This window comes from SAR86 cluster bacterium (genome assembly GCA_023703675.1).
Lineage (GTDB): Bacteria > Pseudomonadota > Gammaproteobacteria > Magnimaribacterales > AG-339-G14 > AG-339-G14.
This window is the reverse complement of record CP097974.1, coordinates 1030583-1052253: the sequence shown is the minus strand read 5'-3', so window position 1 is coordinate 1052253 and position 21671 is coordinate 1030583. Positions and strand designations below refer to the sequence as shown.

The window sequence follows — 21671 nt, the reverse complement described above, 5'->3', positions numbered from 1 at the left end:
TTAGCAAATTTCTTGTGAATGTTAGATATTCTCTAATTTACTCTTCGTCAGATTGAAGTTGTTCAGAGAACTCTTCTTCTAACGCATCGAAATTGAAACTGTCAATGTTCTCGATTGTTACAGTTCCTGCTGCAATCTCTCTTAAAGCAATCACAGTTGGCTTATCATCGTCGGGGTCTAAAGTTGGCTCTCTACCGTCAACCGCGAGTTGCTTCACTCTTTTAGCAGCGAGTTTTACCATCTCGTATCGATTAGGAATTTGTTTAAGACAATCTTCTACAGTAATTCTAGCCATAAGAGAGACGATTCTAATGAAAAAAACCTTTTTAATCCAGCAACTTTCTTAAAAGATCACTCGTCACTCTGGTTTTGAACTCGCTTGGAGATTTTTTTTCAAAAATAATGGTTTTAAAATCTTTCAAGGCACTTTTAAAATTGTCGTTTAAAATTAAATAATCGTAAGATTTATATTTCGATATTTCATCCTTGGCAGCCGATAAACGAAGATTCATGGATCTGTCAGATTCAGTTCCTCTAATAGTAAGTCTTTTTTCTAAGTCTTTATAGGATGGAGGAATTAAAAAGATGCTTACGACATTTTTGAAAGTTTTTTTTATACTAAAAGCTCCTTGCCAGTCTAACTCTAAAATTATGTCTTTAGATTTAAGTATTCTTTCTGTTAGAAACTTATCAGTTCCATAAAAATTATCAAAAACTTTTGCATATTCAATGAAATCTCCGTCATTTATTTTCTTCATAAATTCATCTTCTTTAATAAAGATGTAATCTTTTTGATCTTTTTCAGAAGATCTAATTTCTCTTGTTGTAAAAGAAACTGATAATTTAATTTTTTCTGCTCTTTCATCTGAAAATAAAGCTTCTATTAGGCTAGATTTTCCCCCGCCAGAAGGACTCGAAATTACAAATATATTATTTAAGTTTTTATCCATAAAGAAAATGTCTAGAATATCACTTATATGCACTCTTTTTTAGATAAAGCCTTGGAATTAGACGCCTTACAATATGGGGATTTCACGCTCAAATCTGGAATAAAAAGCAAATACTTTTTTGATATTTCTAAATTTTTTGAAAATAGTTCCATATATGAATTATCAAAACACTATGTCGAATTAATTCAAAAAAATGATCTAGAGTTTGACTGTATATTTGGTCCGGCCTACAAAGGCATACCTTTAGCTACGGCGGTTGGTATTGAATATTTTAATAAAACCAATAATAGGGTGAGTCTCGTTTTTGATAGAAAAGAAGAAAAGCTACACGGTGAAGGGGGAGAATTTATAGGGCTCTTAAAAAATAAAAAAGTTATTATTGTCGATGATGTGCTAACCGCAGGAACAGCGATAAGAGGAACTGTGGAATATTTAAAAAAAAATGATGCCGATTTAGTAGCAGCATTAGTTGCTTTCGACAGAGAAGAAAAAAATGCAGAAGGAAAATCTTATAAATCAAGCTTAAGCGATGAGGGAATAGCAATCTATTCAGTAGCAAGCTTTTCTGACTTAGAGTTATAAATGTTTAGCGGAATTGTTCAAGAATTTTCAAAAAAGACAGAAGTAAAATCAAGAGATTATGGTATTAATTTATCAGTTAGAGTAACAAAAAAATTTACTAAAGGTCTTAAGAAAGGAGACAGTGTCGCAGTTAACGGAGTTTGTTTAACAGTAAAGAAATTTAACTCCGACACCATAAATTTCGATGTAATCCATGAGTCTCTAAAATTGACTAATCTAAAAAGTTTAAATTCTGAGCTACCTTTGAACCTAGAGAGATCTTTAAAAATGGGAGATGAAATTGGCGGCCATCTGGTTTCTGGCCACGTACATTCTAAAGGTAAAATTCTTGACTTTAAAAAATCCAAAGAGACTCTTTTAAAAATTGAACTTCCTAAATCTATTAAGGGGTATATTTTGAAAAAAGGCTATGTCGCTTTGAATGGAATTAGCCTTACGGTAGTTAACGTTGATAGCAAGTCTTTTTCAGTTTCTTTAATTCCTGAAACTTTGGAAAATACTAATTTAAAATTTTTAAAAAAAGGCGATTTATTGAACATTGAAGCTGATCAACAAACTGTTACCATCGTAGAAACTATTAAAAAATTAAGATAATAATTTTTTGACTATAGAACTGGCAAATCCGGGATCTGCTTTTCCAACAATTCTTGGTTTAAGAGCTCCCATCACTTTGCCCATATCTTTTATTGATTCGGCACCAGTTTCCTTAATTATCTCTTCAATTAGACTGGATAAATCTTCATCAGATATTTGCTCTGGAAGAAAGGTTTGTATAATTCCAATTTCATCTTTTTCTTTTTGTGCTAACTCTAACCGATTTGCAGATTCAAATTGAGTTATGGAGTCTTTCCTTTGCTTGATCATTCTAGCCATGATCGTTACTGACTCTTCACTAGTTAATTCAGAAGACTTATTCTTTTCTTCTAATTTTAATTCGGAGACGATAAGTCTTAGGGTAGAGGCTTTAAATTTATCCCCAGATTTCAAAGATATTTTTACTTCTTCTTGAATAGAAGATATGAGTTCTTTTGACATTCAGTAATTACTAAAATCTAGCTCGTAAAGGAGGCATGGTACCGAGTTTTCTTCTTTTCGAAGCCCTTTTGACGGCAGCAGCAGCTTTGCGTTTTCTAACAGATGTAGGTTTTTCGTAAAACTCTCTTTTTCTTACTTCAGCAATGACTCCAGCTTTATCACAAGATCTTTTAAAACGTCTTAATCCTGCATCAAAGGATTCGGTATCTTTTAATTTAATTATTGGCATACTTTGTAAGATGGCAATTCTATATATCAATAGAAGATAATGCAAAATTTTTGGATGCAGATTTCCATCTGATATTATTTATAAATGCTTATTTTAGGAATTGAAACTTCATGTGACGAAACAGGCATTGCTTTATATGATGGAGTAGAAAATAAGATTATTTTTGAATCTTTATTCAGTCAAGCTGACAAACATTCTCTTTACGGAGGAGTAGTTCCAGAGTTAGCAGCTAGAGATCATACAAATAAACTTTTACCACTTTTAAAAAAAGGCCTAGATGATTCTAATATGAGTCTAAAAAATATTGACGCAATTGCTTATACAAAAGGGCCTGGATTGAGAGGGCCATTAATGGTTGGATCAGCATTTGCAAAATCTTTAGGCTTTGCTTTAGATGTTCCTGTTATTCCTGTGCATCATATGGAAGCCCATCTTCTAATGGCAAAATATGATGCCCCACAATTAAAATATCCGTTTTTGACTCTTTTGGTATCTGGAGGACACACTATTTTAGCGAAAGTCGAGAGCTCCGGAGTTTATAAAATTCTTGGGCAAACAATAGATGATGCTGTTGGAGAAGCTTTTGATAAAACGGCTAAATTGTTAGGGTTACGATATCCGGGCGGACCCGAAATTGAAAAAAATGCTGTAAATGGAAAAAAAATGAAAGATAGCTTTCCTCGCCCTATCCTGAAATCTGAAGATTATAATTTCAGCTTTAGCGGTTTGAAAACAGCTGTTTTATATAAAGTAAATTCTTTAAAGAAAAAAAATGAATTTACAAAACAAACTATTTCAGACATTAGCCTAGAATTTCAAGAAGCCGCCATAGATTGTTTATTGTATAAGACAAAAAAAGTGTTGATTGATTTTAATCTAGACCAAGTAGTGCTTTCTGGAGGAGTTGCAGCTAATAAGCAACTTAGGAAAAGATTTAATGAAGAATTAGGAAAAAAATATACTGTGATTTATCCTGATTTTTCACATTGCACAGATAACGGAGCAATGATAGCTTTCTCAGGATTTGAAAAGTTTAGTTCTTGTGATAAAGAAAATAATATTTCAGTAAATCCTAGATGGAGTCTAGAAGAGATTTGATATGGATAAAGTTTTTATAGAGGATTTAGAAATTGAAACGATCATTGGGATTTTCGGATGGGAAAGAGAAGTTAAACAAATAGTTAATATCAACCTAGAAATGGATTTTGACATCAGCAAGGCTGGAAAAACAGATAACATTGATGATGCTTTAAACTATAAATCTATTGGCAAAGGCGTTATAAATCTCGTTGAAAACTCTTCTTTTTTTTTAGTAGAAAAAATGGCTGACGAAGTTGCTAAGCTTGTTTTAAAAAATAAAGAGATAAAAAAAGTGACTGTAAAAGTAAGCAAGCCAGGAGCCTTGAGAGGTTCAAGGAATGTTGGTGTAAAAATTTCGAGATCAAATTGATGTCTTTGATTACTATTAGTCTTGGAAGCAATATTGAACCACAATTAAATTTAGAAAAAGCTATACACGAGATTGCAAAGTTTGCTGCTTTAAAAAAAACCTCAAAAATATACAAAAGTAAGTCAATGGGTTTTGAGGGAAACGATTTTTTAAATCAAGTTATTCTTTGCGAGGTTAAAGTTGATTTAGAAGAGACATATTGCAAGTTGAAAAAAATAGAAAAAGAAATGGGTCGAGTAAAAAATGTTAATAAATTTTCAGATAGATTAATTGATTTAGACCTATTGACTTTCAATGATGAAATCTCAGAAGGGAAGATAACTCTTCCTCACAAAGACATTCTCAAATATTCATTCGTTCTGGTTCCTTTTGCGGAAATTTATTCTGAATTCGTTCATCCAGTTAACCAAAAAAGCATAGAAAAATTATTGAAAGAAAAAAATTCTTTCTTAAGTGAGGTAGAAAAAATAAATTAAATTTGTTCGCCTAATAATCTAGCTCTTTCTACTTTTGAATTTTCTTCTTCAGGAAGATATTTTGCTGCAAGAGTCAGCGCGATTAGACTTATTATGAATACAGAACACCATATTTGTATGGAATAGCTGATTGAGTTAGCTGAAGAATAGTCCAATGAAATAAAATAATCAGCAAGTTTGCCAATAGAATAAGGCCCTAGTGATAATCCCACAACCGAAGCCATAAGAATCCAAAAAGCTGAAATCATAGCTCTCATTCTAGGCAAAACCATATCAGTTACCGTGGCAACACATAGTCCCACCCAAAGCGTTGAAACATAAGACCAAATGATATGAAAAACGTAAAAAGTAAATAAATCCTTGGATTGGAGAGCTAAAATAATTGAAATTGGAGAGGTCACTACAGCAAAAATCCCCACATAAATTCTTCCATTTAAATATTTTTTTCTTAAATAATCTGAAAAAAGTCCTCCAGTCAATAAACCAAAAAATCCAAAGATAGCGCTTTGTAATCCAAGATTTCTTCCTGCTACAGTTTTTGTAACTTCAAATGTTTCAATGAAATAAGCTGGCAAAAATGCACTTACAGCGTAGCCCATAAAACTTATTAATGGAAAGCCAATCATGCTAAAAATTATTGTTTTGGATTTAAAACCCAAAGAAAATGCAATCGGATCATTAAGTTTCACTGTCTGAATCCAACTAAGAAGAGTAAACAGGCCAAGTCCAAACGCGCCCCATTGCAGTATGTCTCCTGTCAAATAACTCATTATCGTGACAAGAGAAATAATTCCGAATGTCATAATAATTTGATAATAAATTTCTGAAGATTTTTCTTTCTTGTAAAGCAGAGAAACTAAAGAAGAGATAGGAAGGATGCCTGATAAAATTTTACCGGCTTCAAAAAATGGCCTTTCTTCTTTTTCTATTTGTATTCCTTCCGAGTGACCTCGAATTGGCTCTTTTATTGTTAAAACCAACAGTGCAATTAATAGTCCAGGTAACCCGACACTAATGAAAGCAATCTGCCATCCCGCTAATTGAAAAGGCGCTTGCTCAGCTATTGGATAAATATTATTCCAAGAGTCAGCAATCCAACCACCTAAAAATATTCCTATGCCACCACCAATATATATCCCGCTTGAATAAATTGAATAAACGGTTGTTTTCACATTGGTTGAGAAATAATCTGAAAGCAAAGAGTAGGCTGCTGGACTTGCGCTAGATTCTCCAATTCCAACTCCAATTCTACAAACGGCTAAACCAACGAAACTTCGCATCAAGCCTGAGGCAGCTGTCATTAAACTCCATATTGCAACTCCGGCAGAAATTAAATAATTCCGGTGCCAAGTATCTGCTAATTTAGCTAAAGGAATTCCTACAATTGAATAAAATATTGCAAAAGCAGTCCCGTACAAAAATCCAAGATCGCTAAGAGAAATTCCTAAATCTTCTCTTATATCGTTGGCAAGAATGGCAATTATTTGACGATCTAAAAAATTGAAAATGTAGACCACAAGCAATACGGATAAAACATAGTAGGAGTAGTTGCTATCTAACTTAGGTTTAAAATTGCTTTCCATAATTTAATTGCTGTTGATTAGCTTCCAAGCATTAGTTGCTAGTTCAACTGTTTGAGGAAAAAGTTTATCAGCATCTTTTCCTGCGGCTGTACCATCTCTAACTCTTCCAGTAATACCTTGTAAAATAGCGGCGATTTTAAACATATTAAATGCCATGTAAAGATTCCATTCGTCTGGTTTGATATCAAAATCTGACCCTTCGAAATACATTTTTACATAATCTTTGTAAGTTGGAATTCCAAGTCTTAAACATTCCTGTTCATTTGACAGAACGGGATTGTCTAGATATCTCAAACAATGATAACTAAAATCAGCAATCGGATCGCCCAAAGTCGAAAGTTCCCAGTCTAAAATAGATGCTATTTCGTTTGAATCATTGTTCACTATTACGTTGGTTAAACTAAAATCGCCATGAACTAAGCGGGTGGGTTTCTCTGATGGAAGATTTTTTGGTAGCCATTGAATAAGGCTATCCATTGCAGGAATTTTTTCAGTTTCAGATAATTCATATTGTTTAGACCATCTCGCCACTTGCCTTCCAACATAATTTCCCGGTTTGCCAAAATCTTCTAAACCAATTTTTATAGGATCTACTTTATGAAGTCTCTTAATGGTCTTATTCATAGATTCATAAATTTGTGTTCTATCGGAATTTGTTCCGTGAGGAATATCAGGATCCCAAATTACGCTTCCATTTATAAATTCCATCACGAAAAATTCTGTTCCTATCAAAGATTCGTCCTCGCAGTGGAGGTACGCTTTAGGAACTGGAACATTGGTATTATTTAGCGCAGATATAACTCTATATTCTCTATCCACCGCGTGAGCTGATTTTAAAAGGTTCCCAGGAGGCTTTCTTCTTAAAACATATGATGCTGATGGAGTCTTTAATAAATAGGTTGGATTGGATTGCCCACCAATGAATTCTTCTATGTTCAGAGGCCCTTCATAAGCGTCAATGTTATTTTCAAGATAATCATTTAAAATTTTTGCATCAATGAAATGTTTTTCAGACATTTCTTTGGTGCCATTCATTTCTCCCTCCACTTTTTTTATCATAGTTAGACAATCTTAATTAAGAGATCTTCCACCATCAACTCTAAGGACTTGACCAGTGATGTACTTATTTTTATAGAGATGAAATACCGCAGAAGAAATATCTTCTTCATTTCCTATTCTTCCAAGAGGAATAGTAGAAATTAGTTTTTCTTCATTTGAAGAACCATCGGTGGGCAATAGGATTGCTCCTGGAGCAACAGCATTTACTCTTATCTCAGGAGCCAATTCTTTTGCAAGAGACTTGGTCAATGTTTCTAATCCACCTTTAGCAATTGAATAAATTGAATAATCTTTCATGCCTCTGATAATCATTGCGTCAGATAAATTTATGATCACTCCTAAATTTTCTTTGAGATTTTCCTTAAGATTTTTGATTATTTCGTGAGGACCTTTAACATTTGAATTTATCAGATCATCCCAAGCATCCTTACTTCTATCAAAAATTGGCGTTGAGTAAAAGGAAGAAGCATTATTTATCAAAACATCTATTCTTCCAAATTTTTCTATAACACTCTCACAAAACGATCCGTACTTGTCAATATCATTGAGATCAAATTGAACAATTTCAACCGAATCTTTTCTTATTGAATTTAAACTCTCTTTGAGTTTGTTAGCATCATCTTCTGAGGAGTTATAATGACAGATTATAGAAAATTCGTTTTCATGGAATTTTTTACAAATTGATTTTCCAATTCTTTTTGCTCCTCCTGTTACTAAAACTACTTTACTCATTTAAATGTTCTTTGATTATTGATAGCCTTTTTTTGTAAATATCTTTTTTTATTAAATTTGAATCTTTATCAAAATTTTTATTTGGCTTTACTTTTGACAACTCTCCCAGAAGGCTATTTAAGTTTAACTTTTTTAGAGCGCCACTTTCAGCAACCAGCATCGAGTATAAATTAAAAGTTTTCAAAGCACTTTTTTTATTTCTAAATCCATCGATTTTCATAATTGCTTCTAATAATATTTCAGGAGAATTTTCATTTCTAAGCGTTTCAATAATATTTGAAAAGTTTAAAGCCGATTTCTTGAAGGAATTAGGAATTTTTACTTTATCTGTAAGTTCTAAATTCATTGTCAAAATTGCCCATTTATCTTGAGCGTCTAAATTAGAAACTTCAGTCTTTTTAAGTTTGAGTAAATTTTTTTTGAATTGATTAGTATCGCAACTAAAAACAGTGGAAGCCCCCACATCATGAAGAGCCTCAAAGTAAAGATAGGAATTTTTTAAAGATAAGCACTTTTCAGTTTCCATCCAAATTCTTTCGAACGATAAATTATCTAAATCTTCTGAATTACAGAGATCTTTCATTAAGATCAGAGTATCTTCGTGAATCTCAAAATTGAACTTACTCAAGTAACAATAAAACCTTGCCACCCTAAACACTCTTAATGGGTCTTCGGAAAAGGCCTCAGAGATATGTTTCAAAACTCTATTTTCGATATCTTGAATTCCTCCATAAGGATCTATCAATTCGCCTTTATTAGACTTTGCAATTGCATTGATAGTTAAATCTCTTCTTAATAAATCTTCCTCTAAGCCAATGTCCTTATTCACATCAAATTTAAAGCCTTTATGGCCAAGCTCAACTTTTATCTCTTTTCTTGCAAGCGCGTATTCTTCTTTCGTCTTAGGATGTAAAAATACTGGAAAACTTTTACCAACCGAAATGAAACCACTCTCCAACATTTCTTTAGCACTCGATCCAATTACGACCCAATCTTTTTCTAAGGATTTAATACCCAAGAGTTCATCTCTTATAGCTCCTCCAACCAAATAAATTTTCATTTAATCTTTTTAATAAAATATTTCTTATTATCCTCGAGTCTCAAAAAAGTAAGTTTATTCCCCCAAACACATCCAGTATCCAGGCCTATTATATTTTGTTTATTTGTTTTACCGTTCAATGCAGCCCAGTGGCCAAATATTAGTCGATCGTTTCGTGTTAAAGCGCTTATTTTTAATTTAAACCAAGGAACAAAGTTAAAAGGAAGATCCTTTAAACCTTTTTTGAAAGCAAACATAATTTTTCCTTCTTTATCGCAAATTCTTATTCTTGTTACTGCGTTAATAAAAAAGGCAAGTTTGTCTTTCATAGAAATGATTTTGAAGTTATTTTTTCGATGATGAAAGAAAATCTTTTTTAAATTTTTTTTTGGATTTTTACTTAAAAATTCTTGTGAAAGTTTATTTAGATTCATACATTCCTTAAAAGTTAAATAATGAGGCAATCCAGCATGAACCATAATATATTTTTTCTTATCACCATTTTTGAGTTTAATTTTTTTTGAAAAAACAAATGGTTGTTTCAATAAAAACTTAGCGTACTTTTCACATTTTGAGCTTGCTAGTAACTCTTCTAATGTATCATTTTTTGCTGATTTTCTATCTGCGTAATGCCTAGCAAGGAAATGTAGGTCGTGGTTTCCCAAGACAATATTTACACTTGAGCGAATACTGTAAATTCTTTCTAAAGTTTTTAACGAATCAGGACCTCTGTTGACTATATCACCAGAAATCCAAAGACGATCTTTTTTTTCATTAAAGTTTATTTTTTTTAAACCTTTATCAAATTCTTTGTAACACCCTTGAATGTCGCCAACTGCGTAATTAGCCATATTTTTTCATCAATTTAGTAAGTTCTAAAAATTTTTTTGAGCTTAACTGGTCTGGTCTCATATCTAGATCTATATTTAGATTTTCTAAATCTTTTGCTTCAAATATTTTTAACAAAGGTTTAGAGATTTTTTTTCTTTTGGAGTTAAATAGTAAGTTTAAAATTTTTTTTAAAAAATTTAATTCTTCAAAATTTACATTCTTTTTTCGAGGTACAAATTTTACAAAACAACTATCAACTTTAGGCATAGGAACAAAAAAGCTTCGATCTACTTCTTTAAGGATTTCAACTTCAAATAAATAATTACAAATAACACTTAATTTTCCGTAAGATTTAGAATTTTCATTGCCGGCACATCTGTACGCAAACTCCTTTTGAAACATAAAGTGCATATCTTTAATGAGAAAAATATTTTTAGTGCACCAGTCAATTATGGGGCTAGACAAATTGTAAGGTAGGTTTCCTGCAAGACGAATCTGATTAAAATTTGAAACATATTTTTTCAAATCAAAATTTAAAATATTTTCATTAATAATTTTGAAATTATCATTTTTTTTAAATTTTTCCTTTAAAAGAGAAATTAAATCTCTATCAATTTCTACTGAGGAACAGGAATTTGCACTTGATACAATTAAAGAAGTTAAATTTCCTGATCCTGGCCCAATTTCTAAAAAATCGTCGTTTTTTTTTACTTTTATTAAATCAACTAAATCGCCGAGCAATACTTCGTCGTTAATAAAATTTTGGCCAAATCTTTTTTTTGGAGAGATCTCTTTCATCACTTTGACTGAGTAATATCTAAGGCAGTTTTTAAACTTTCCATTGCACTGGCTTCGTTTGCACAAAACTTATCAGCTATTTCGTATGCAGTGCCATGATCAACGGAGATTCTTGTAAATGGTAAACCTAAGGTTATATTAATGGAATCACCGAACCCTAAAGCTTTTAAAACTGGAAGTCCTTGGTCATGAAACATAGCGAGAAAAGCATCGAATTTTTTTAAGTTATTAGGGACAAACGCAGTATCAGCAGATTCTGGTCCAGATAAATTCAATCCTTCTTTTATAAGTTTTTTTATTAGCGGACTAATTATTTCCATTTCTTCTATTCCAAGAAAGCCGTTTTCTCCAGCATGTGGATTAAGTCCCAAAACACAAATTTTTGGATTTTTAATTTTCCATTTAGACTTAAGTTCATTGTTTAAAATTTTCAAATATTTTTCTAATCTTTGGGTTGTAATTTTAGCCGCGACATCCTTAAGTGGTAGGTGAGTAGTCGCTAATGCAACTTTTAGAGCTTTATTTGCTAAGAGCATAACAACGTTTTTAGTATTAGAAATATCAGCAAGGAATTCGGTATGACCTGAGAATTCAAAACCGTATTCGTTAATTGTGCTTTTATTGATTGGTCCTGTAATCATGGCTGAATATTTTTTTTCTAGAGTTCCCAGAGAAGCTTCTAATAATACGTCTAATGTATACTTAGCATTTTTTAAGCTTGGCATACCAAGTTTCACTTTTTCAGATAAAGGAATTTGAAACACCTTAACTGTATTAGTGGTTTTTTTCTCTAAATCAAAATTAAGATCTAATTTCAGGCTATTATTCAGTGATCTAAAATGTTCAATATCACCAATAAGAATAAAATTATTTAAATTTTTTATATTTTTATTTAAAGCTTTAAGGCAAACCTCTGGACCAATCCCAGCTGGATCGCCAGGACTAATTGCGATCGGTTTCATGTTCTTTTTTTAATTTCTACGAATGATTGAGAGCGCATTTCTTGAAGAGAAGTTTCCAATTGTTCTTGAAATTTTCTTTCAAAAAGAATTCTATATGCTTTATTTTTTTGGATTTCAATTGAAACATCTTCACTTCTTCTATCCAAGACTTCAGCTATATGCCATCCAAAAGAACTTTCAAAAGGCTCTGTCACTTCATTAATTTTAGAATTATCCAAAGCATTTTTAAAGGCAGTGGCATATTTATCTGTCGAAGACCAATCTAGTATCCCACCATCTAACTTTGACCCAGGATCGTCAGAGTAAAGTCTCGCTAGAATTTCAAAAGATTCTCCATTTATTAACTTCTCCTTTATTTCGTAAATAAGTTTTTTAGCTTGACTTTGGCTTCTTACCTCAGATGTTTGAATTAGAATATGCCTAGAAAGAACTTGATCCTCAATTTTTACTGTATCGCCTCTTTTATCCTCTAAAAATAGGATATGAAATCCGGCACCACTTTTAATTGGTCCTTGAAACTCTCCAAGTTGCATCGAAGTTACTGTATCAGCAAATAAAGTTGGTATGTTTGAAATTCTGTTCCAAATAATTTCATTTTCAGTTTCTTTAGATTGATCATTTTCTAACTTTAATTTTTTAAAATCTTTTCCCTGATTTAAGGAAGAAATTATTTCATTTGCTTTTTCTTCTTCTTTTACGAGTATTTGATCCAATTTATACTCTACTACTAATAAATTTTGTCCGTCAGTTGAATTTATAAAGTTATTTAATTCTTGATCAGATATAAATATTTTTGGACCAACCATTCCTCTTTGAACTCTTGAAATGATCATTTCTTTTTTTATCTCTTTCCTTAGTTTTTCATAAGATTGACCTTGAGATTCTATTTCTTTCTTAAAGTCTAAAAGACTTAAATTATTATTAGCTGCTAGCCTCGACATCGATTCATTCAATTCTTGATCACTGATTCTCACACCGGCTTTAAAAGCTCTTTGGATTTGCAGTTCTTCAATAATCAAGTTTTCTAAAATTCTCTCTTCAATAAAATCTTCAGGGGGAAGAGGTTGAGTTGGATTTGCAACTTTATAGTTCTCAAGATAATTTTCCTTAGCCTCATTCAGTTGTGATTCCATAACAATCCCATCTCCAGCAATGGCAATTATTTTGTCTAGATTTACTCTTTCAGAATAGAGAATGTCGGATATAAATAAAAAAAGAAATATTTTTAAAATTTTCATGGGGTTATTTTAGTTCAAAGTCCTTCTTTTAAGATAGTTTTCTACAGGTCTTCCTAAAGATCCTAGACCTTTTAATTCAAAATAAATTCTAAAACTTTCTTGATTATAATTTTCAAAGACACTTTGATTAATAACCTTTATCCAATCTAATTCTTTAGAATGAATTAATGCAAATCCTAATTTCAATCCTGGATTTTCATATTCCATACCTAAAATAGTATTTGTCAGATTCGAATTTTCAATATCATAAATGAACTTTGTACTCATCAAATACTTCTCAGAAAACTCAAATTTATATTCTGCATCTATTTGATTTAATTTTTTTTCAAAAAAATTATTTAAAAGATAAGAGGTTATATTTTTGGCCCAAAAATAATTTAATTTCAGAGAGGACGACTTGTATTTTTGAGAGAACTTAAGATTCGCAGTATTGAATTTACTTTTTTCATCAATCTTAAGGTTAAATCCTAGAATAGTATTTTTCAAAGAATAATTTCTTAAATTTATTTCAATTGGCTCAGGCAAATCAAAAACTTCATTGGAATATTTTAAGCCATCAACAGAGCTAATCTTTTTTGAAACTTCAAGATCAAATAATTTTTTACTGTTTGAGAAAATAGTATTTTTGAAACCAAAAACTATGTCTTTTTGTTCAGGCAGTAAGTTTTTACTAAAAAGAGGAGAATTGTTTAGATTTATGTTGTCTAAAAAAATTCCAGAATCTATTAAAGGAAGATTTTTCTGATTTTTTTCGGGAGCATACATTATGATCAGGTATGGTTTAAGATACCCAGTATCAATAGGATTTTCTCTGAGAAGATTGGCAGATACCTGAAAATTTAGTTGAGGTTGTGTTCTATTAAAAGTGAATCCTTCAAAATCAAATGCACTATTAATTATTCTTCCAGAGATTTCAGTAAATAGAACTCTTCCTTGGTGACTAAAATTAAAACTAGGAGTTAAATTAAGCACTTTTATTCTTTCTTTCGAATTTTCCCTAAAGGCTCCTCCTTTTCTATAAATTGAGAAACTAGTTTCTAGCCCTATGTTAAACGACTCAAGTGAATCAAAATAAGAAAATTCAATTTTAGGAAGTTCCTGATATTGATTTGCTCCGATAGGATCAATAATTTTAAAAGAATTTAGAATTAATTTAGTCTCAGTGTTTTCTGTAAAAGATGAGACTACTAATTTTTGTGGTGTATATAAAGTTTTAGACACACCGCTGAAGTCAGACCCAAAATCATTAATAAAAAAAGCGTCACTTACGTTTCCATAATCAATCTGTAAAAACAAATTTTTCTTAAGCACTTGTGTATGCTTTAGACCAACCGCCCATCTAAAAGAATTTTCAGTATAGTCGTATTGGTATTCATTATCGTTAAATAAAATTGAACTATTTAAAACTCCATTAAGTTTATTTGTTAAGTATCTAAATTCGTTTGAAAGACCAAATCCTCTTTTAGTTATGTATCTAGGCTCAAAGGTTGTATCCAAATTTTCTTTTATTACCATGTAGTAGGGCACAGAAAGATCTACTCCAGATTTATTTGAGATATTTATTTCTGGTAGAAGAAATCCACTTCTTTTTTTTGAGCTTGATGGAAAGCTGCCGCTTGGCCATGCACCGAGTGTGAATTCATTTACTATAAGTTTGGCATCTTTGAATTCTATTGATTCCTTATCTTCTGAAAATTTTATTTCGGATGCTTCTATCCACCAAATCTTTTCATAACAAGGGCATAAGGAAAATTTTGTATCTTGAAAAGAAACATTTTCTTTCGAAAAATTTAATTTTTCTGCCTCTCCCCAAAAATTATTTTCTTCAATCTTGAATGAGATCTCTTTTGCAATTCCAATTTCTTTTTCTTGGTCAATGATTAATTTTTCTGTTGATATAGCAATATTGTCTATATTCAATTTCACAGATTGTTCAAGAATTAGTCTTTTATTTGCATCTGACGAAATTTTTCCAGCCGAATAATTAATATTTTGAGAAAGTAAATTATTTCCAGTTATGTAGAAAAGAACTAGAAAAAAAATTTTATGTTTGCTTAAGTAGTTATTGGAAAATGGAAACATAATTAAATTACGTTTGTAATGATATTAGAAGCTATTGGGGGTTAAAATACAATTTTTAATAGGAGATTAAATGACAAACTTAAATAATAAAACCTTATTTGTTTCTGGTGCCAGCAGAGGAATTGGCCTGGCTATAGCTAAACGTGCAGCTCAAGACGGAGCTAATATAATTTTGGCAGCCAAAACTGCTGATCCTCACCCTAAACTACCTGGAACAATTTACACCGCTGCAGAAGAGATAGAGCAAGCCGGCGGAAAAGCTTTCCCTGTTATATGTGACATTAGATCAGAGGAACAGGTAGATAATGCGGTTTCCTCAGGAGCTGAACAATTTGGAGGGATTGATATTTGTATTAATAACGCAAGCGCAATTCAGCTGACAGGAACTTTGCAAACTGATATGAAAAGATACGATTTAATGAATCAAATAAATGCTAGGGGAACTTTCTTAACATCCAAGAAATGTTTACCTCATTTATTAAAGTCAGATAATCCTCACATTCTCAATCTTTCCCCACCTTTAGACATGAAACCCCATTGGTTTTCTAATCATGTCGCATACACGATTGCAAAATACGGCATGAGCTTGTGTGTTTTAGGAATGGCAGAAGAGTTTAAAGAACAGGGCGTGGCAGTTAACGCCTTATGGCCCAGAACAGCAATTGCTACAGCTGCAGTTCAAAACGTTTTGGGAGGAGATGAAATGTCTAAAATTTCAAGAACTCCCGAGATAATGGCTGATGCAGCACATGTAATATTGACAAAAAATTCTAACGAATTTTCTGGAAATTTCTGCATCGATGACAATCTTTTAGCAGAAAACGGTGTTAAAGATTTTTCTAAATACGCTTCCGTTCCTTTTGCAGAACTTGCTCCTGATTTTTTTGTTCCAGAAGATATTCCTGCACCTGATGAAGCCAAAAATAGTTAGGATCATTTTTTGAATCTAGAAATAAATTCTGAACAAGATAGTTGGCTTGAAAACTCTTTAAAGTACCTAAACTTTGGAAGGATTGCTAAACAAGAAAAATTAAGAATTGAATCTAGTCAGAGAAGCTTCTTTAGAATAACTTCAAAAGACTATAACTCTATTATTTTGATGGTTGTTCCTCATGGGATTGATGAGTCTGTGCGTTCTTTCGTAGACAAGGCGGAAATATTCAAAAAATATAGTGTTAATGTTCCAAATGTCTATTCATATGATTTAAAGCTCGGATTAATATTAGTAGAAGACTTTGGGGACAATATTTATCAATATAATTTGCAAGAAGATCCAGATTATTTTTACGAAAAGGCAATAAATGAATTGGTAAATATTCAGTCAATCAAGAAAGATGTCAAGAATTTTAACAGGCTAGATCAAAAATTATTTAGTGATAATTGGATTCTATTCGAAGACTTCTTTTATAAAAGTTTTTTAGAACTTTCTGATTACAATATTCTCTCTTCAATAAAGGATAAATATGAATTTGTGTGTAGTGAATTACTCGATCAGCCTCAAGTGATATGTCATTATGATTTTGAATGTAGAAATTTAATTTTAACTCCATCTGGAAAAGCAGGAGTTTTAGATTTTCAAGATGCTTTGAATGGTCCCATAGGTTTAGATTTGGCTTCACTATTTAAAGATCTCTATTATGAGTGGCCACAAGAAAGAGTTTCCAAATGGTATAAAATTTATTTGAACAAAATCAAAGAAAACCTTGGGATAGAACTTAAATATGAAACTTTAGTCAAATATATTGATTTCGCAAGTATTCAAAGACAAGTGAGAATTTTGGGTAAACTTTCTCAAGTCTTTGAAGAACTTGATAGAAAAGAAAGGTTGAAAGACTTTCCAACATTACTAGGCTACTTGATCAATACGTCTGCAAAATATGATGAATTAAGAAACTTATCTATTGGAATGACTGATTTAAAAAATCCCCTTCAAAATAAAATGGAAGCAGTTCTAATATGAAGGCGTTTATCTTAGCAGCAGGTAAAGGAGAAAGGCTTAAACCTTTAACAAATGATTGTCCAAAACCACTTATATTAATTAAAGGTAAGCCTTTATTGGAGTGGAATTTAATAAAACTTAGAAGCGCTGGAATTAACGAAGTTGTAATTAACTTGCACTATTTAGGAGAAGAAATAATTAAATATTTTGGAAATGGAAAATCTTTTGATATGAAAATAGTATATTCAGAAGAAAGTGAATTATTAGGTACGGGCGGGGCGTTAATTCATGCAAAAAAATATTTAGATAATTCACCTTTTCTTCTTATGAGTGGAGATTTATGGACTAATTATCCCCTTCAACGATTAATTTCTTATAAAACAAAGAGCAAAGCTCATCTTATTTCAGTAAGAGAAAAATTAAATCGTCATGGAGATTTTGATTTACTGGATTCCAAAATTAATATTGAATTGAGTAAAAAAGAATACACTTATTCAGGAATATCTCTTATAAATCCAGAAATAATCCCTCAAGAGATTCCAAGCAATAAAGAACTATGGAAAGACTTATTATTGCCCTATGCTAAAAGAAAACTTTTGTCAGGGGAGGTCTTTCAAGGTGTGGTAAAAAACATTAATGAAAAAAGCGATATCGAAGAGTTAGACGTCTTAATCGCTGAATAGTAAAATTTGAAAATGTCTAAACAATCAAACGTAATAGCCCCCTCAATTTTATCAGCTGATTTTGCAAGGTTAGGCGAAGAAGTAAAAGATGTGCTCAGAGCCGGAGCAGACTGGATTCACTTCGATGTTATGGATAATCATTTTGTCCCAAACCTGACTGTTGGCCCAATGGTTTGTGAATCTTTAAGAAAAAACGATATCAATTGTCCCATTGACGTCCACTTAATGGTAGAGCCAGTAGATGACCTTATTAAAATGTTTGCTGACAGCGGTGCTACTTCTATCACTTTTCATCCTGAAGCATCTAAGGATCCTGAGAAGTCTCTCGAGCTTATTGAAAATCTTGGTTGCAAACCCGGATTAGTTTTAAATCCAGATATATCATTAAATGTTTTAAAACCATTTTTAAAGGATCTTTATATAGTTTTATTGATGAGCGTTTTTCCTGGATTTGGCGGTCAAAAATTTATTCCAGAAGTTATAGAAAAAATAAGAGATCTGAGAAACTTGATTGATGAGAGTGAGAAAAAAATACGCTTAGAAGTCGATGGTGGAGTAAATTCAGATAACGTCTCTCAAATTTCTCTAGCAGGTGCAGATACTTTTGTCGCAGGATCCGCTATCTTCAATCACAAAAATTATTCCCATGCGGTTAAAACTCTTAGGGATAATTTTTCTTAGCATCCATTCAGCTTTTGGATTTGCTGAAACTAATTGCGAAGAAGACTACTCCTATGACAATAATTCTAAAAGTTGCGTTAAGTTTCTAATCAGTGACATTGACAGAAAAAAAGGATTAATGTTTAAGAAAGAATTAAAACCGAACCACCAACTTCATTTTCTGTGGAAAGATGAACAAGTGAGATGTATGTGGATGAAAAATACAAGTATTCCGATAGATATTTTATTCATAGATCAGGACAAGGAGTTAGTGCTTGAAAAAGGAATTCCCTACTCAAAAGAAAGAATTTGTCATGAAGCCATAATTGTGGTCGAAGCAAATAGGGGGGAATTATCAAAAAAATTTGGCCTGAATTATCAGTAAAATTTATAAAAAATGAAACGTAAAACTTTTTTTAAAAAAATTCCTAGTGAAGAAATTACTCCCTTAGAAATTTACATGAGATTTTTGGATGATAAAAATTCTTATTTTTTTGAGAGCGTTGAAGGCGGAGAGAAATGGGCCAAATATTCTATTATTGGGTTGCCTACAGACAAAAAAATAAAATTATCTGATTCTCCGCTTGATGAAATTGACGATTTTATGAAGTCTCAAAAAGTTGAAAGAATTGAAGGTTTGCCAGATTTTACCGGCGGTCTAGTAGGATACTTTAGTTACGACACAATCAGACACATTGAAAAAAAATTTAGCAATTCTAAAAAACCCCAATTAAATTATGCCGAAATTTCTTTGATGATTTCTGATGAATTAATAGTTTATGATAATTATGAAAAAAATTTATTTATTATTGTTAACGACTTTGAGAAAAATGAGAAGCTAGCTAATTCAAGAATAGATGAAATTCTCCAACAAATTAACACACCACTTGAAGATCAAGAAAACTCAAAAAAAAATAAAATTGAATTCAGTTCGTCAGTTTCAAAAAAAGATTATTTACAAAACGTAAAAAAAATTAAAAATTACATTCTCGAAGGTGACGTTATGCAGGTTGTCTATGGTCAGGAATTCTCTACAAATTTTGAAGGTTCTCCAATGTCTCTTTATAAGGCGCTGAGAAAGCTAAACCCTTCTCCTTATATGTATTTTCTTAAGATAGATGATCTTCATATTGTAGGAGCTTCTCCAGAAATTTTAGTTAGATTACAAAATAATCAAGTCACCGTGAGACCAATTGCAGGAACAGTTAAAAGAGGGAAGGATGAAACAGAAGATCAAGAATTAGCAAAAATATTACTTAATGACGAAAAAGAAATTGCTGAACATTTAATGCTGATAGATTTAGGAAGAAATGATGTAGGAAGGATTGCAAATATTGGTAGCGTTGAAACGACGGATCAAATGGTTATTGAAAAGTACTCTCACGTAATGCATTTAGTTTCTAATGTCATAGGCGACTTAAAACAAGGACAATCAGCAATTGACGTGCTAAAAGCAACCTTACCAGCAGGAACTCTTTCTGGAGCTCCTAAAGTAAGAGCAATGGAAATTATTGAAGAGCTTGAACCCGATAGGAGGGGAGTTTACGGAGGAGCAATTGGTTACCTTTCTTGGACGGGAAATATGGATACAGCGATAGCTATAAGAACAGCGATTATTCAAAAAAATGTATTAAAAGTAAGAGCTGGAGGAGGAATCGTGCACGACTCAGATCCTGAAGCAGAGTATCAAGAATCTTTAAACAAAGCTCAATCTATCTTTAATGCTCTTGAGGAGATGGATTAATGCTTTTGATGATTGATAATTATGATTCTTTTACTTATAACCTAGTTCAATATTTTGGCGAGCTTGGACAAGAGGTAAAAGTTTTCAGAAATGATGAAATCTCAATAGAAGATGTTCAGAATTTAAACCCAGAATATTTGGTTATTTCTCCCGGACCTTGTGCTCCAAAACAGGCTGGAGTTTCTCTAGAGCTTATAAAAACTTTCAAAGGAAAATTTCCAATTCTTGGAGTTTGTTTAGGACACCAGGCAATAGGTGAAGCTTTTGGTGGAAAAATTATCAAGGCTCCCGTTCCAATGCATGGGAAACTTTCAAGAATTAAGCATGACGCGAATTTTTTATTTAGAGGAATTGACGATAACTTTACAGTGACTCGCTATCACTCTTTAATTATTGATCCAGGTTCTTTGCCAAATGAAGTTCTTGTGAACGCAACTTCTGAAGACGGAATTATTATGGGCGTCCATCACGAGAGTTTAAAAGTAGCCGGCGTTCAATTTCATCCAGAATCTATAAAAACTCAAAATGGAAAAAAAATATTATCGAATTTTTTGGATTTAAAATGAATATAGAAAAAATAATTTCAAATGTTACTAGCGGCTCAGATCTTAGTGAAGATGAAACATTTCAGATAATTAATGCAATCTTCGAGGGAAAAATTTCAGAGGAAAAAATAATTTCTTTCCTTCAAGCATTGTCTGAAAAGGGTGAATCTGTTGAAGAAATCGTAGGCGCCGTAAAAAGTATGCGCAAACATTCAATTAAAGTTAATACTAATCTTAAAGACTTAGTAGATTGTTGTGGAACAGGTGGTTTGGGAAAAAATATAATGAATATTTCAACTTGTTCTGCTTTTGTTGCTGCTGCTGGAGGAGTAAAGATAGCAAAGCACGGTAACAGAACCTCCACTGGAGTAAGCGGAAGCGCTGACATTCTGGAAGCAGCAGGAGTAAACATTTCAATTGACTCTGAACAGGTTTCCAAATGTTTAGAATCTGTTGGCATAGGTTTTATGTTTGCTCAAAATCATCATCCAGGCATGAAATTTGTCATGCCAGCCAGAGCAAAAATAGGAAAAAAAACAATATTCAATTTACTTGGACCATTGACAAATCCAGCAGGAGCATTAAAACAAAACATAGGAGTATTTGATAAGAAATGGATAATCCCAATTACTGAAACTTTGAAAAAACTTGGCGCTGAGAGAGCATTGGTCTTCCACTCAGAAGATGGTTTGGATGAGATTAGTGCTGCTAGAAAAACTTATGTCGCAGAATTAAAAAAAAATAAAATTATAGAGTTTGAAATAGAACCTGAGGATTTTGATATTGAAAATTTTGATATCAATCTTTTAAAAGTTACCTCTGCAAAAGATAGTTATGAGAAAGTTATGAAGACTTTAGACGGATCTTTCCCAGCTGGAGAGGAAATAATCAAATTAAATGCTGCAGCAATTATTTATACTTCAGGCCTCGCGAGTTCAATTGATCATGGATTTTCGATTGCTGAAAAAATAATACATTCAGGAAAAGCAAATGAAAAACTTCAAGCATTAATAGAAATCTCAAATAGCTTCAAATGAATATTTTAGAAAGAATT

25 protein-coding genes and 1 pseudogene are annotated in these 21671 nt (G+C 31.9%); 13 read left to right on the top strand and 13 right to left on the bottom strand.

All coding sequences use genetic code 11. The annotated features are described in order from the left end of the window. Positions 1-118: 118 nt before the first annotated feature. Positions 119-295: pseudogene (rpoZ, locus tag M9C82_05470) on the bottom strand (DNA-directed RNA polymerase subunit omega). Positions 296-326: 31 nt separating this feature from the next. Continuing rightward, positions 327-950: a guanylate kinase gene (gene gmk / locus M9C82_05465; GenBank protein ID URQ73398.1), complete on the bottom strand. Its 624-nt coding sequence runs from the start codon at positions 948-950 to the stop codon at positions 327-329. Between the two features lie 27 nt (positions 951-977). Between gmk and pyrE the strand changes: the two genes are divergently transcribed. Continuing rightward, positions 978-1532: an orotate phosphoribosyltransferase gene (gene pyrE, locus M9C82_05460; protein URQ73397.1), complete on the top strand. Its 555-nt coding sequence runs from the start codon at positions 978-980 to the stop codon at positions 1530-1532. Beyond that, positions 1533-2126, top strand: a complete 594-nt coding sequence (locus M9C82_05455) for a riboflavin synthase subunit alpha (protein URQ73396.1) — start codon at positions 1533-1535, stop codon at positions 2124-2126. On the opposite strand, the gene M9C82_05450 is transcribed toward M9C82_05455, so the two are convergent. Continuing rightward, a complete protein-coding gene (locus M9C82_05450; GenBank protein ID URQ73395.1) occupies positions 2118-2567 on the bottom strand; it encodes a GatB/YqeY domain-containing protein in 450 nt (149 codons plus the stop codon). The genes M9C82_05455 and M9C82_05450 overlap by 9 nt on opposite strands. 10 nt (positions 2568-2577) lie before the next feature. Beyond that, complete coding sequence (gene rpsU, locus M9C82_05445; protein URQ73394.1) at positions 2578-2796, bottom strand: 30S ribosomal protein S21; 219 nt, start codon at positions 2794-2796, stop codon at positions 2578-2580. Between the two features lie 84 nt (positions 2797-2880). Between rpsU and tsaD the strand changes: the two genes are divergently transcribed. Genes tsaD through folK form a run of 3 tightly spaced genes read left to right on the top strand, consistent with a single transcriptional unit; the run spans position 2881 to position 4722 of the window. Continuing rightward, a complete protein-coding gene (tsaD, locus tag M9C82_05440) occupies positions 2881-3894 on the top strand; it encodes a tRNA (adenosine(37)-N6)-threonylcarbamoyltransferase complex transferase subunit TsaD (protein ID URQ73393.1) in 1014 nt (337 codons plus the stop codon). 1 nt (position 3895) lies between these two features. Continuing rightward, positions 3896-4246, top strand: a complete 351-nt coding sequence (gene folB / locus M9C82_05435) for a dihydroneopterin aldolase (GenBank protein ID URQ73392.1) — start codon at positions 3896-3898, stop codon at positions 4244-4246. After that, positions 4246-4722, top strand: a complete 477-nt coding sequence (gene folK / locus M9C82_05430; protein URQ73391.1) for a 2-amino-4-hydroxy-6-hydroxymethyldihydropteridine diphosphokinase — start codon at positions 4246-4248, stop codon at positions 4720-4722. Before folB ends, folK begins: the two co-directional genes overlap by 1 nt. On the opposite strand, the gene M9C82_05425 is transcribed toward folK, so the two are convergent. Genes M9C82_05425 through lptD form a run of 9 tightly spaced genes read right to left on the bottom strand, consistent with a single transcriptional unit; the run spans position 4719 to position 15046 of the window. Continuing rightward, a complete protein-coding gene (locus M9C82_05425) occupies positions 4719-6305 on the bottom strand; it encodes an MFS transporter (GenBank protein URQ73390.1) in 1587 nt (528 codons plus the stop codon). The genes folK and M9C82_05425 overlap by 4 nt on opposite strands. 3 nt (positions 6306-6308) lie before the next feature. Then, positions 6309-7364, bottom strand: a complete 1056-nt coding sequence (locus M9C82_05420) for a phosphotransferase family protein (protein ID URQ73389.1) — start codon at positions 7362-7364, stop codon at positions 6309-6311. A 12-nt stretch (positions 7365-7376) separates the two neighbouring features. Further along, a complete protein-coding gene (locus M9C82_05415) occupies positions 7377-8096 on the bottom strand; it encodes a pteridine reductase (protein URQ73388.1) in 720 nt (239 codons plus the stop codon). Beyond that, a complete protein-coding gene (locus M9C82_05410; GenBank protein URQ73387.1) occupies positions 8089-9156 on the bottom strand; it encodes a tRNA nucleotidyl transferase in 1068 nt (355 codons plus the stop codon). Before M9C82_05410 ends, M9C82_05415 begins: the two co-directional genes overlap by 8 nt. Continuing rightward, the gene (locus M9C82_05405; GenBank protein URQ73386.1) at positions 9153-9986 is read right to left on the bottom strand and encodes a symmetrical bis(5'-nucleosyl)-tetraphosphatase; all 834 of its coding nucleotides are present in this window, start codon (positions 9984-9986) and stop codon (positions 9153-9155) included. The genes M9C82_05410 and M9C82_05405 overlap by 4 nt, the downstream gene beginning before the upstream one ends. After that, a complete protein-coding gene (gene rsmA / locus M9C82_05400; GenBank protein ID URQ73385.1) occupies positions 9979-10764 on the bottom strand; it encodes a 16S rRNA (adenine(1518)-N(6)/adenine(1519)-N(6))-dimethyltransferase RsmA in 786 nt (261 codons plus the stop codon). The genes M9C82_05405 and rsmA overlap by 8 nt, the downstream gene beginning before the upstream one ends. Continuing rightward, on the bottom strand, positions 10764-11726 hold the full coding sequence (gene pdxA / locus M9C82_05395) for a 4-hydroxythreonine-4-phosphate dehydrogenase PdxA (GenBank protein ID URQ73384.1): 963 nt from the start codon (positions 11724-11726) through the stop codon (positions 10764-10766). The genes rsmA and pdxA overlap by 1 nt, the downstream gene beginning before the upstream one ends. Beyond that, the gene (locus M9C82_05390) at positions 11723-12964 is read right to left on the bottom strand and encodes a peptidylprolyl isomerase (GenBank protein URQ73383.1); all 1242 of its coding nucleotides are present in this window, start codon (positions 12962-12964) and stop codon (positions 11723-11725) included. The genes pdxA and M9C82_05390 overlap by 4 nt, the downstream gene beginning before the upstream one ends. Positions 12965-12973: 9 nt before the next feature. Next, on the bottom strand, positions 12974-15046 hold the full coding sequence (lptD, locus tag M9C82_05385; GenBank protein ID URQ73382.1) for an LPS assembly protein LptD: 2073 nt from the start codon (positions 15044-15046) through the stop codon (positions 12974-12976). 70 nt (positions 15047-15116) lie between these two features. Here lptD and M9C82_05380 point away from each other — a divergent pair, with 70 nt between their 5' ends. The 8 genes from M9C82_05380 to trpD are packed head-to-tail and all read left to right on the top strand — an operon-like array spanning position 15117 to position 21654. Then, on the top strand, positions 15117-15977 hold the full coding sequence (locus M9C82_05380) for an NAD(P)-dependent oxidoreductase (protein URQ73381.1): 861 nt from the start codon (positions 15117-15119) through the stop codon (positions 15975-15977). Positions 15978-15986: 9 nt separating this feature from the next. Continuing rightward, entirely contained in the window at positions 15987-17006 is a 1020-nt protein-coding gene (locus M9C82_05375; protein ID URQ73380.1) for a phosphotransferase, read from the top strand. Beyond that, the gene (locus M9C82_05370) at positions 17003-17668 is read left to right on the top strand and encodes a nucleotidyltransferase family protein (protein ID URQ73379.1); all 666 of its coding nucleotides are present in this window, start codon (positions 17003-17005) and stop codon (positions 17666-17668) included. Before M9C82_05375 ends, M9C82_05370 begins: the two co-directional genes overlap by 4 nt. 12 nt (positions 17669-17680) lie before the next feature. Continuing rightward, complete coding sequence (gene rpe, locus M9C82_05365; GenBank protein ID URQ73378.1) at positions 17681-18349, top strand: ribulose-phosphate 3-epimerase; 669 nt, start codon at positions 17681-17683, stop codon at positions 18347-18349. Beyond that, on the top strand, positions 18315-18713 hold the full coding sequence (locus tag M9C82_05360) for a DUF192 domain-containing protein (protein URQ73377.1): 399 nt from the start codon (positions 18315-18317) through the stop codon (positions 18711-18713). The genes rpe and M9C82_05360 overlap by 35 nt, the downstream gene beginning before the upstream one ends. A 12-nt stretch (positions 18714-18725) precedes the next feature. After that, positions 18726-20072 carry an anthranilate synthase component I gene (trpE, locus tag M9C82_05355; GenBank protein ID URQ73376.1) on the top strand — a complete coding sequence of 449 codons (1347 nt, stop codon included), beginning with the start codon at positions 18726-18728 and terminating at the stop codon, positions 20070-20072. After that, complete coding sequence (locus M9C82_05350) at positions 20072-20638, top strand: aminodeoxychorismate/anthranilate synthase component II (protein URQ73375.1); 567 nt, start codon at positions 20072-20074, stop codon at positions 20636-20638. The genes trpE and M9C82_05350 overlap by 1 nt, the downstream gene beginning before the upstream one ends. Beyond that, positions 20635-21654, top strand: a complete 1020-nt coding sequence (trpD, locus tag M9C82_05345; GenBank protein ID URQ73374.1) for an anthranilate phosphoribosyltransferase — start codon at positions 20635-20637, stop codon at positions 21652-21654. The genes M9C82_05350 and trpD overlap by 4 nt, the downstream gene beginning before the upstream one ends. The last annotated feature ends 17 nt before the right edge of the window (positions 21655-21671 follow it).

What these genes read in the sequence shown, in the direction of transcription:
- rsmA (URQ73385.1), bottom strand. Translation starts at nt 10,764, where the DNA reads ATGAAAGAGATCTCTCCAAAAAAAAGATTTGGCCAAAATTTTATTAAC.
- M9C82_05410 (URQ73387.1), bottom strand. Translation starts at nt 9,156, where the DNA reads ATGAAAATTTATTTGGTTGGAGGAGCTATAAGAGATGAACTCTTGGGT.
- M9C82_05380 (URQ73381.1), top strand. Translation starts at nt 15,117, where the DNA reads ATGACAAACTTAAATAATAAAACCTTATTTGTTTCTGGTGCCAGCAGA.
- M9C82_05415 (URQ73388.1), bottom strand. Translation starts at nt 8,096, where the DNA reads ATGAGTAAAGTAGTTTTAGTAACAGGAGGAGCAAAAAGAATTGGAAAA.
- trpD (URQ73374.1), top strand. Translation starts at nt 20,635, where the DNA reads ATGAATATAGAAAAAATAATTTCAAATGTTACTAGCGGCTCAGATCTT.
- trpE (URQ73376.1), top strand. Translation starts at nt 18,726, where the DNA reads ATGAAACGTAAAACTTTTTTTAAAAAAATTCCTAGTGAAGAAATTACT.
- M9C82_05350 (URQ73375.1), top strand. Translation starts at nt 20,072, where the DNA reads ATGCTTTTGATGATTGATAATTATGATTCTTTTACTTATAACCTAGTT.
- pdxA (URQ73384.1), bottom strand. Translation starts at nt 11,726, where the DNA reads ATGAAACCGATCGCAATTAGTCCTGGCGATCCAGCTGGGATTGGTCCA.
- gmk (URQ73398.1), bottom strand. Translation starts at nt 950, where the DNA reads ATGGATAAAAACTTAAATAATATATTTGTAATTTCGAGTCCTTCTGGC.
- folK (URQ73391.1), top strand. Translation starts at nt 4,246, where the DNA reads ATGTCTTTGATTACTATTAGTCTTGGAAGCAATATTGAACCACAATTA.
- rpe (URQ73378.1), top strand. Translation starts at nt 17,681, where the DNA reads ATGTCTAAACAATCAAACGTAATAGCCCCCTCAATTTTATCAGCTGAT.
- rpsU (URQ73394.1), bottom strand. Translation starts at nt 2,796, where the DNA reads ATGCCAATAATTAAATTAAAAGATACCGAATCCTTTGATGCAGGATTA.
- M9C82_05405 (URQ73386.1), bottom strand. Translation starts at nt 9,986, where the DNA reads ATGGCTAATTACGCAGTTGGCGACATTCAAGGGTGTTACAAAGAATTT.
- M9C82_05420 (URQ73389.1), bottom strand. Translation starts at nt 7,364, where the DNA reads ATGATAAAAAAAGTGGAGGGAGAAATGAATGGCACCAAAGAAATGTCT.
- M9C82_05455 (URQ73396.1), top strand. Translation starts at nt 1,533, where the DNA reads ATGTTTAGCGGAATTGTTCAAGAATTTTCAAAAAAGACAGAAGTAAAA.
- M9C82_05360 (URQ73377.1), top strand. Translation starts at nt 18,315, where the DNA reads ATGCGGTTAAAACTCTTAGGGATAATTTTTCTTAGCATCCATTCAGCT.
- M9C82_05425 (URQ73390.1), bottom strand. Translation starts at nt 6,305, where the DNA reads ATGGAAAGCAATTTTAAACCTAAGTTAGATAGCAACTACTCCTACTAT.
- pyrE (URQ73397.1), top strand. Translation starts at nt 978, where the DNA reads ATGCACTCTTTTTTAGATAAAGCCTTGGAATTAGACGCCTTACAATAT.
- M9C82_05370 (URQ73379.1), top strand. Translation starts at nt 17,003, where the DNA reads ATGAAGGCGTTTATCTTAGCAGCAGGTAAAGGAGAAAGGCTTAAACCT.
- M9C82_05450 (URQ73395.1), bottom strand. Translation starts at nt 2,567, where the DNA reads ATGTCAAAAGAACTCATATCTTCTATTCAAGAAGAAGTAAAAATATCT.
- folB (URQ73392.1), top strand. Translation starts at nt 3,896, where the DNA reads ATGGATAAAGTTTTTATAGAGGATTTAGAAATTGAAACGATCATTGGG.
- lptD (URQ73382.1), bottom strand. Translation starts at nt 15,046, where the DNA reads ATGTTTCCATTTTCCAATAACTACTTAAGCAAACATAAAATTTTTTTT.
- tsaD (URQ73393.1), top strand. Translation starts at nt 2,881, where the DNA reads ATGCTTATTTTAGGAATTGAAACTTCATGTGACGAAACAGGCATTGCT.
- M9C82_05390 (URQ73383.1), bottom strand. Translation starts at nt 12,964, where the DNA reads ATGAAAATTTTAAAAATATTTCTTTTTTTATTTATATCCGACATTCTC.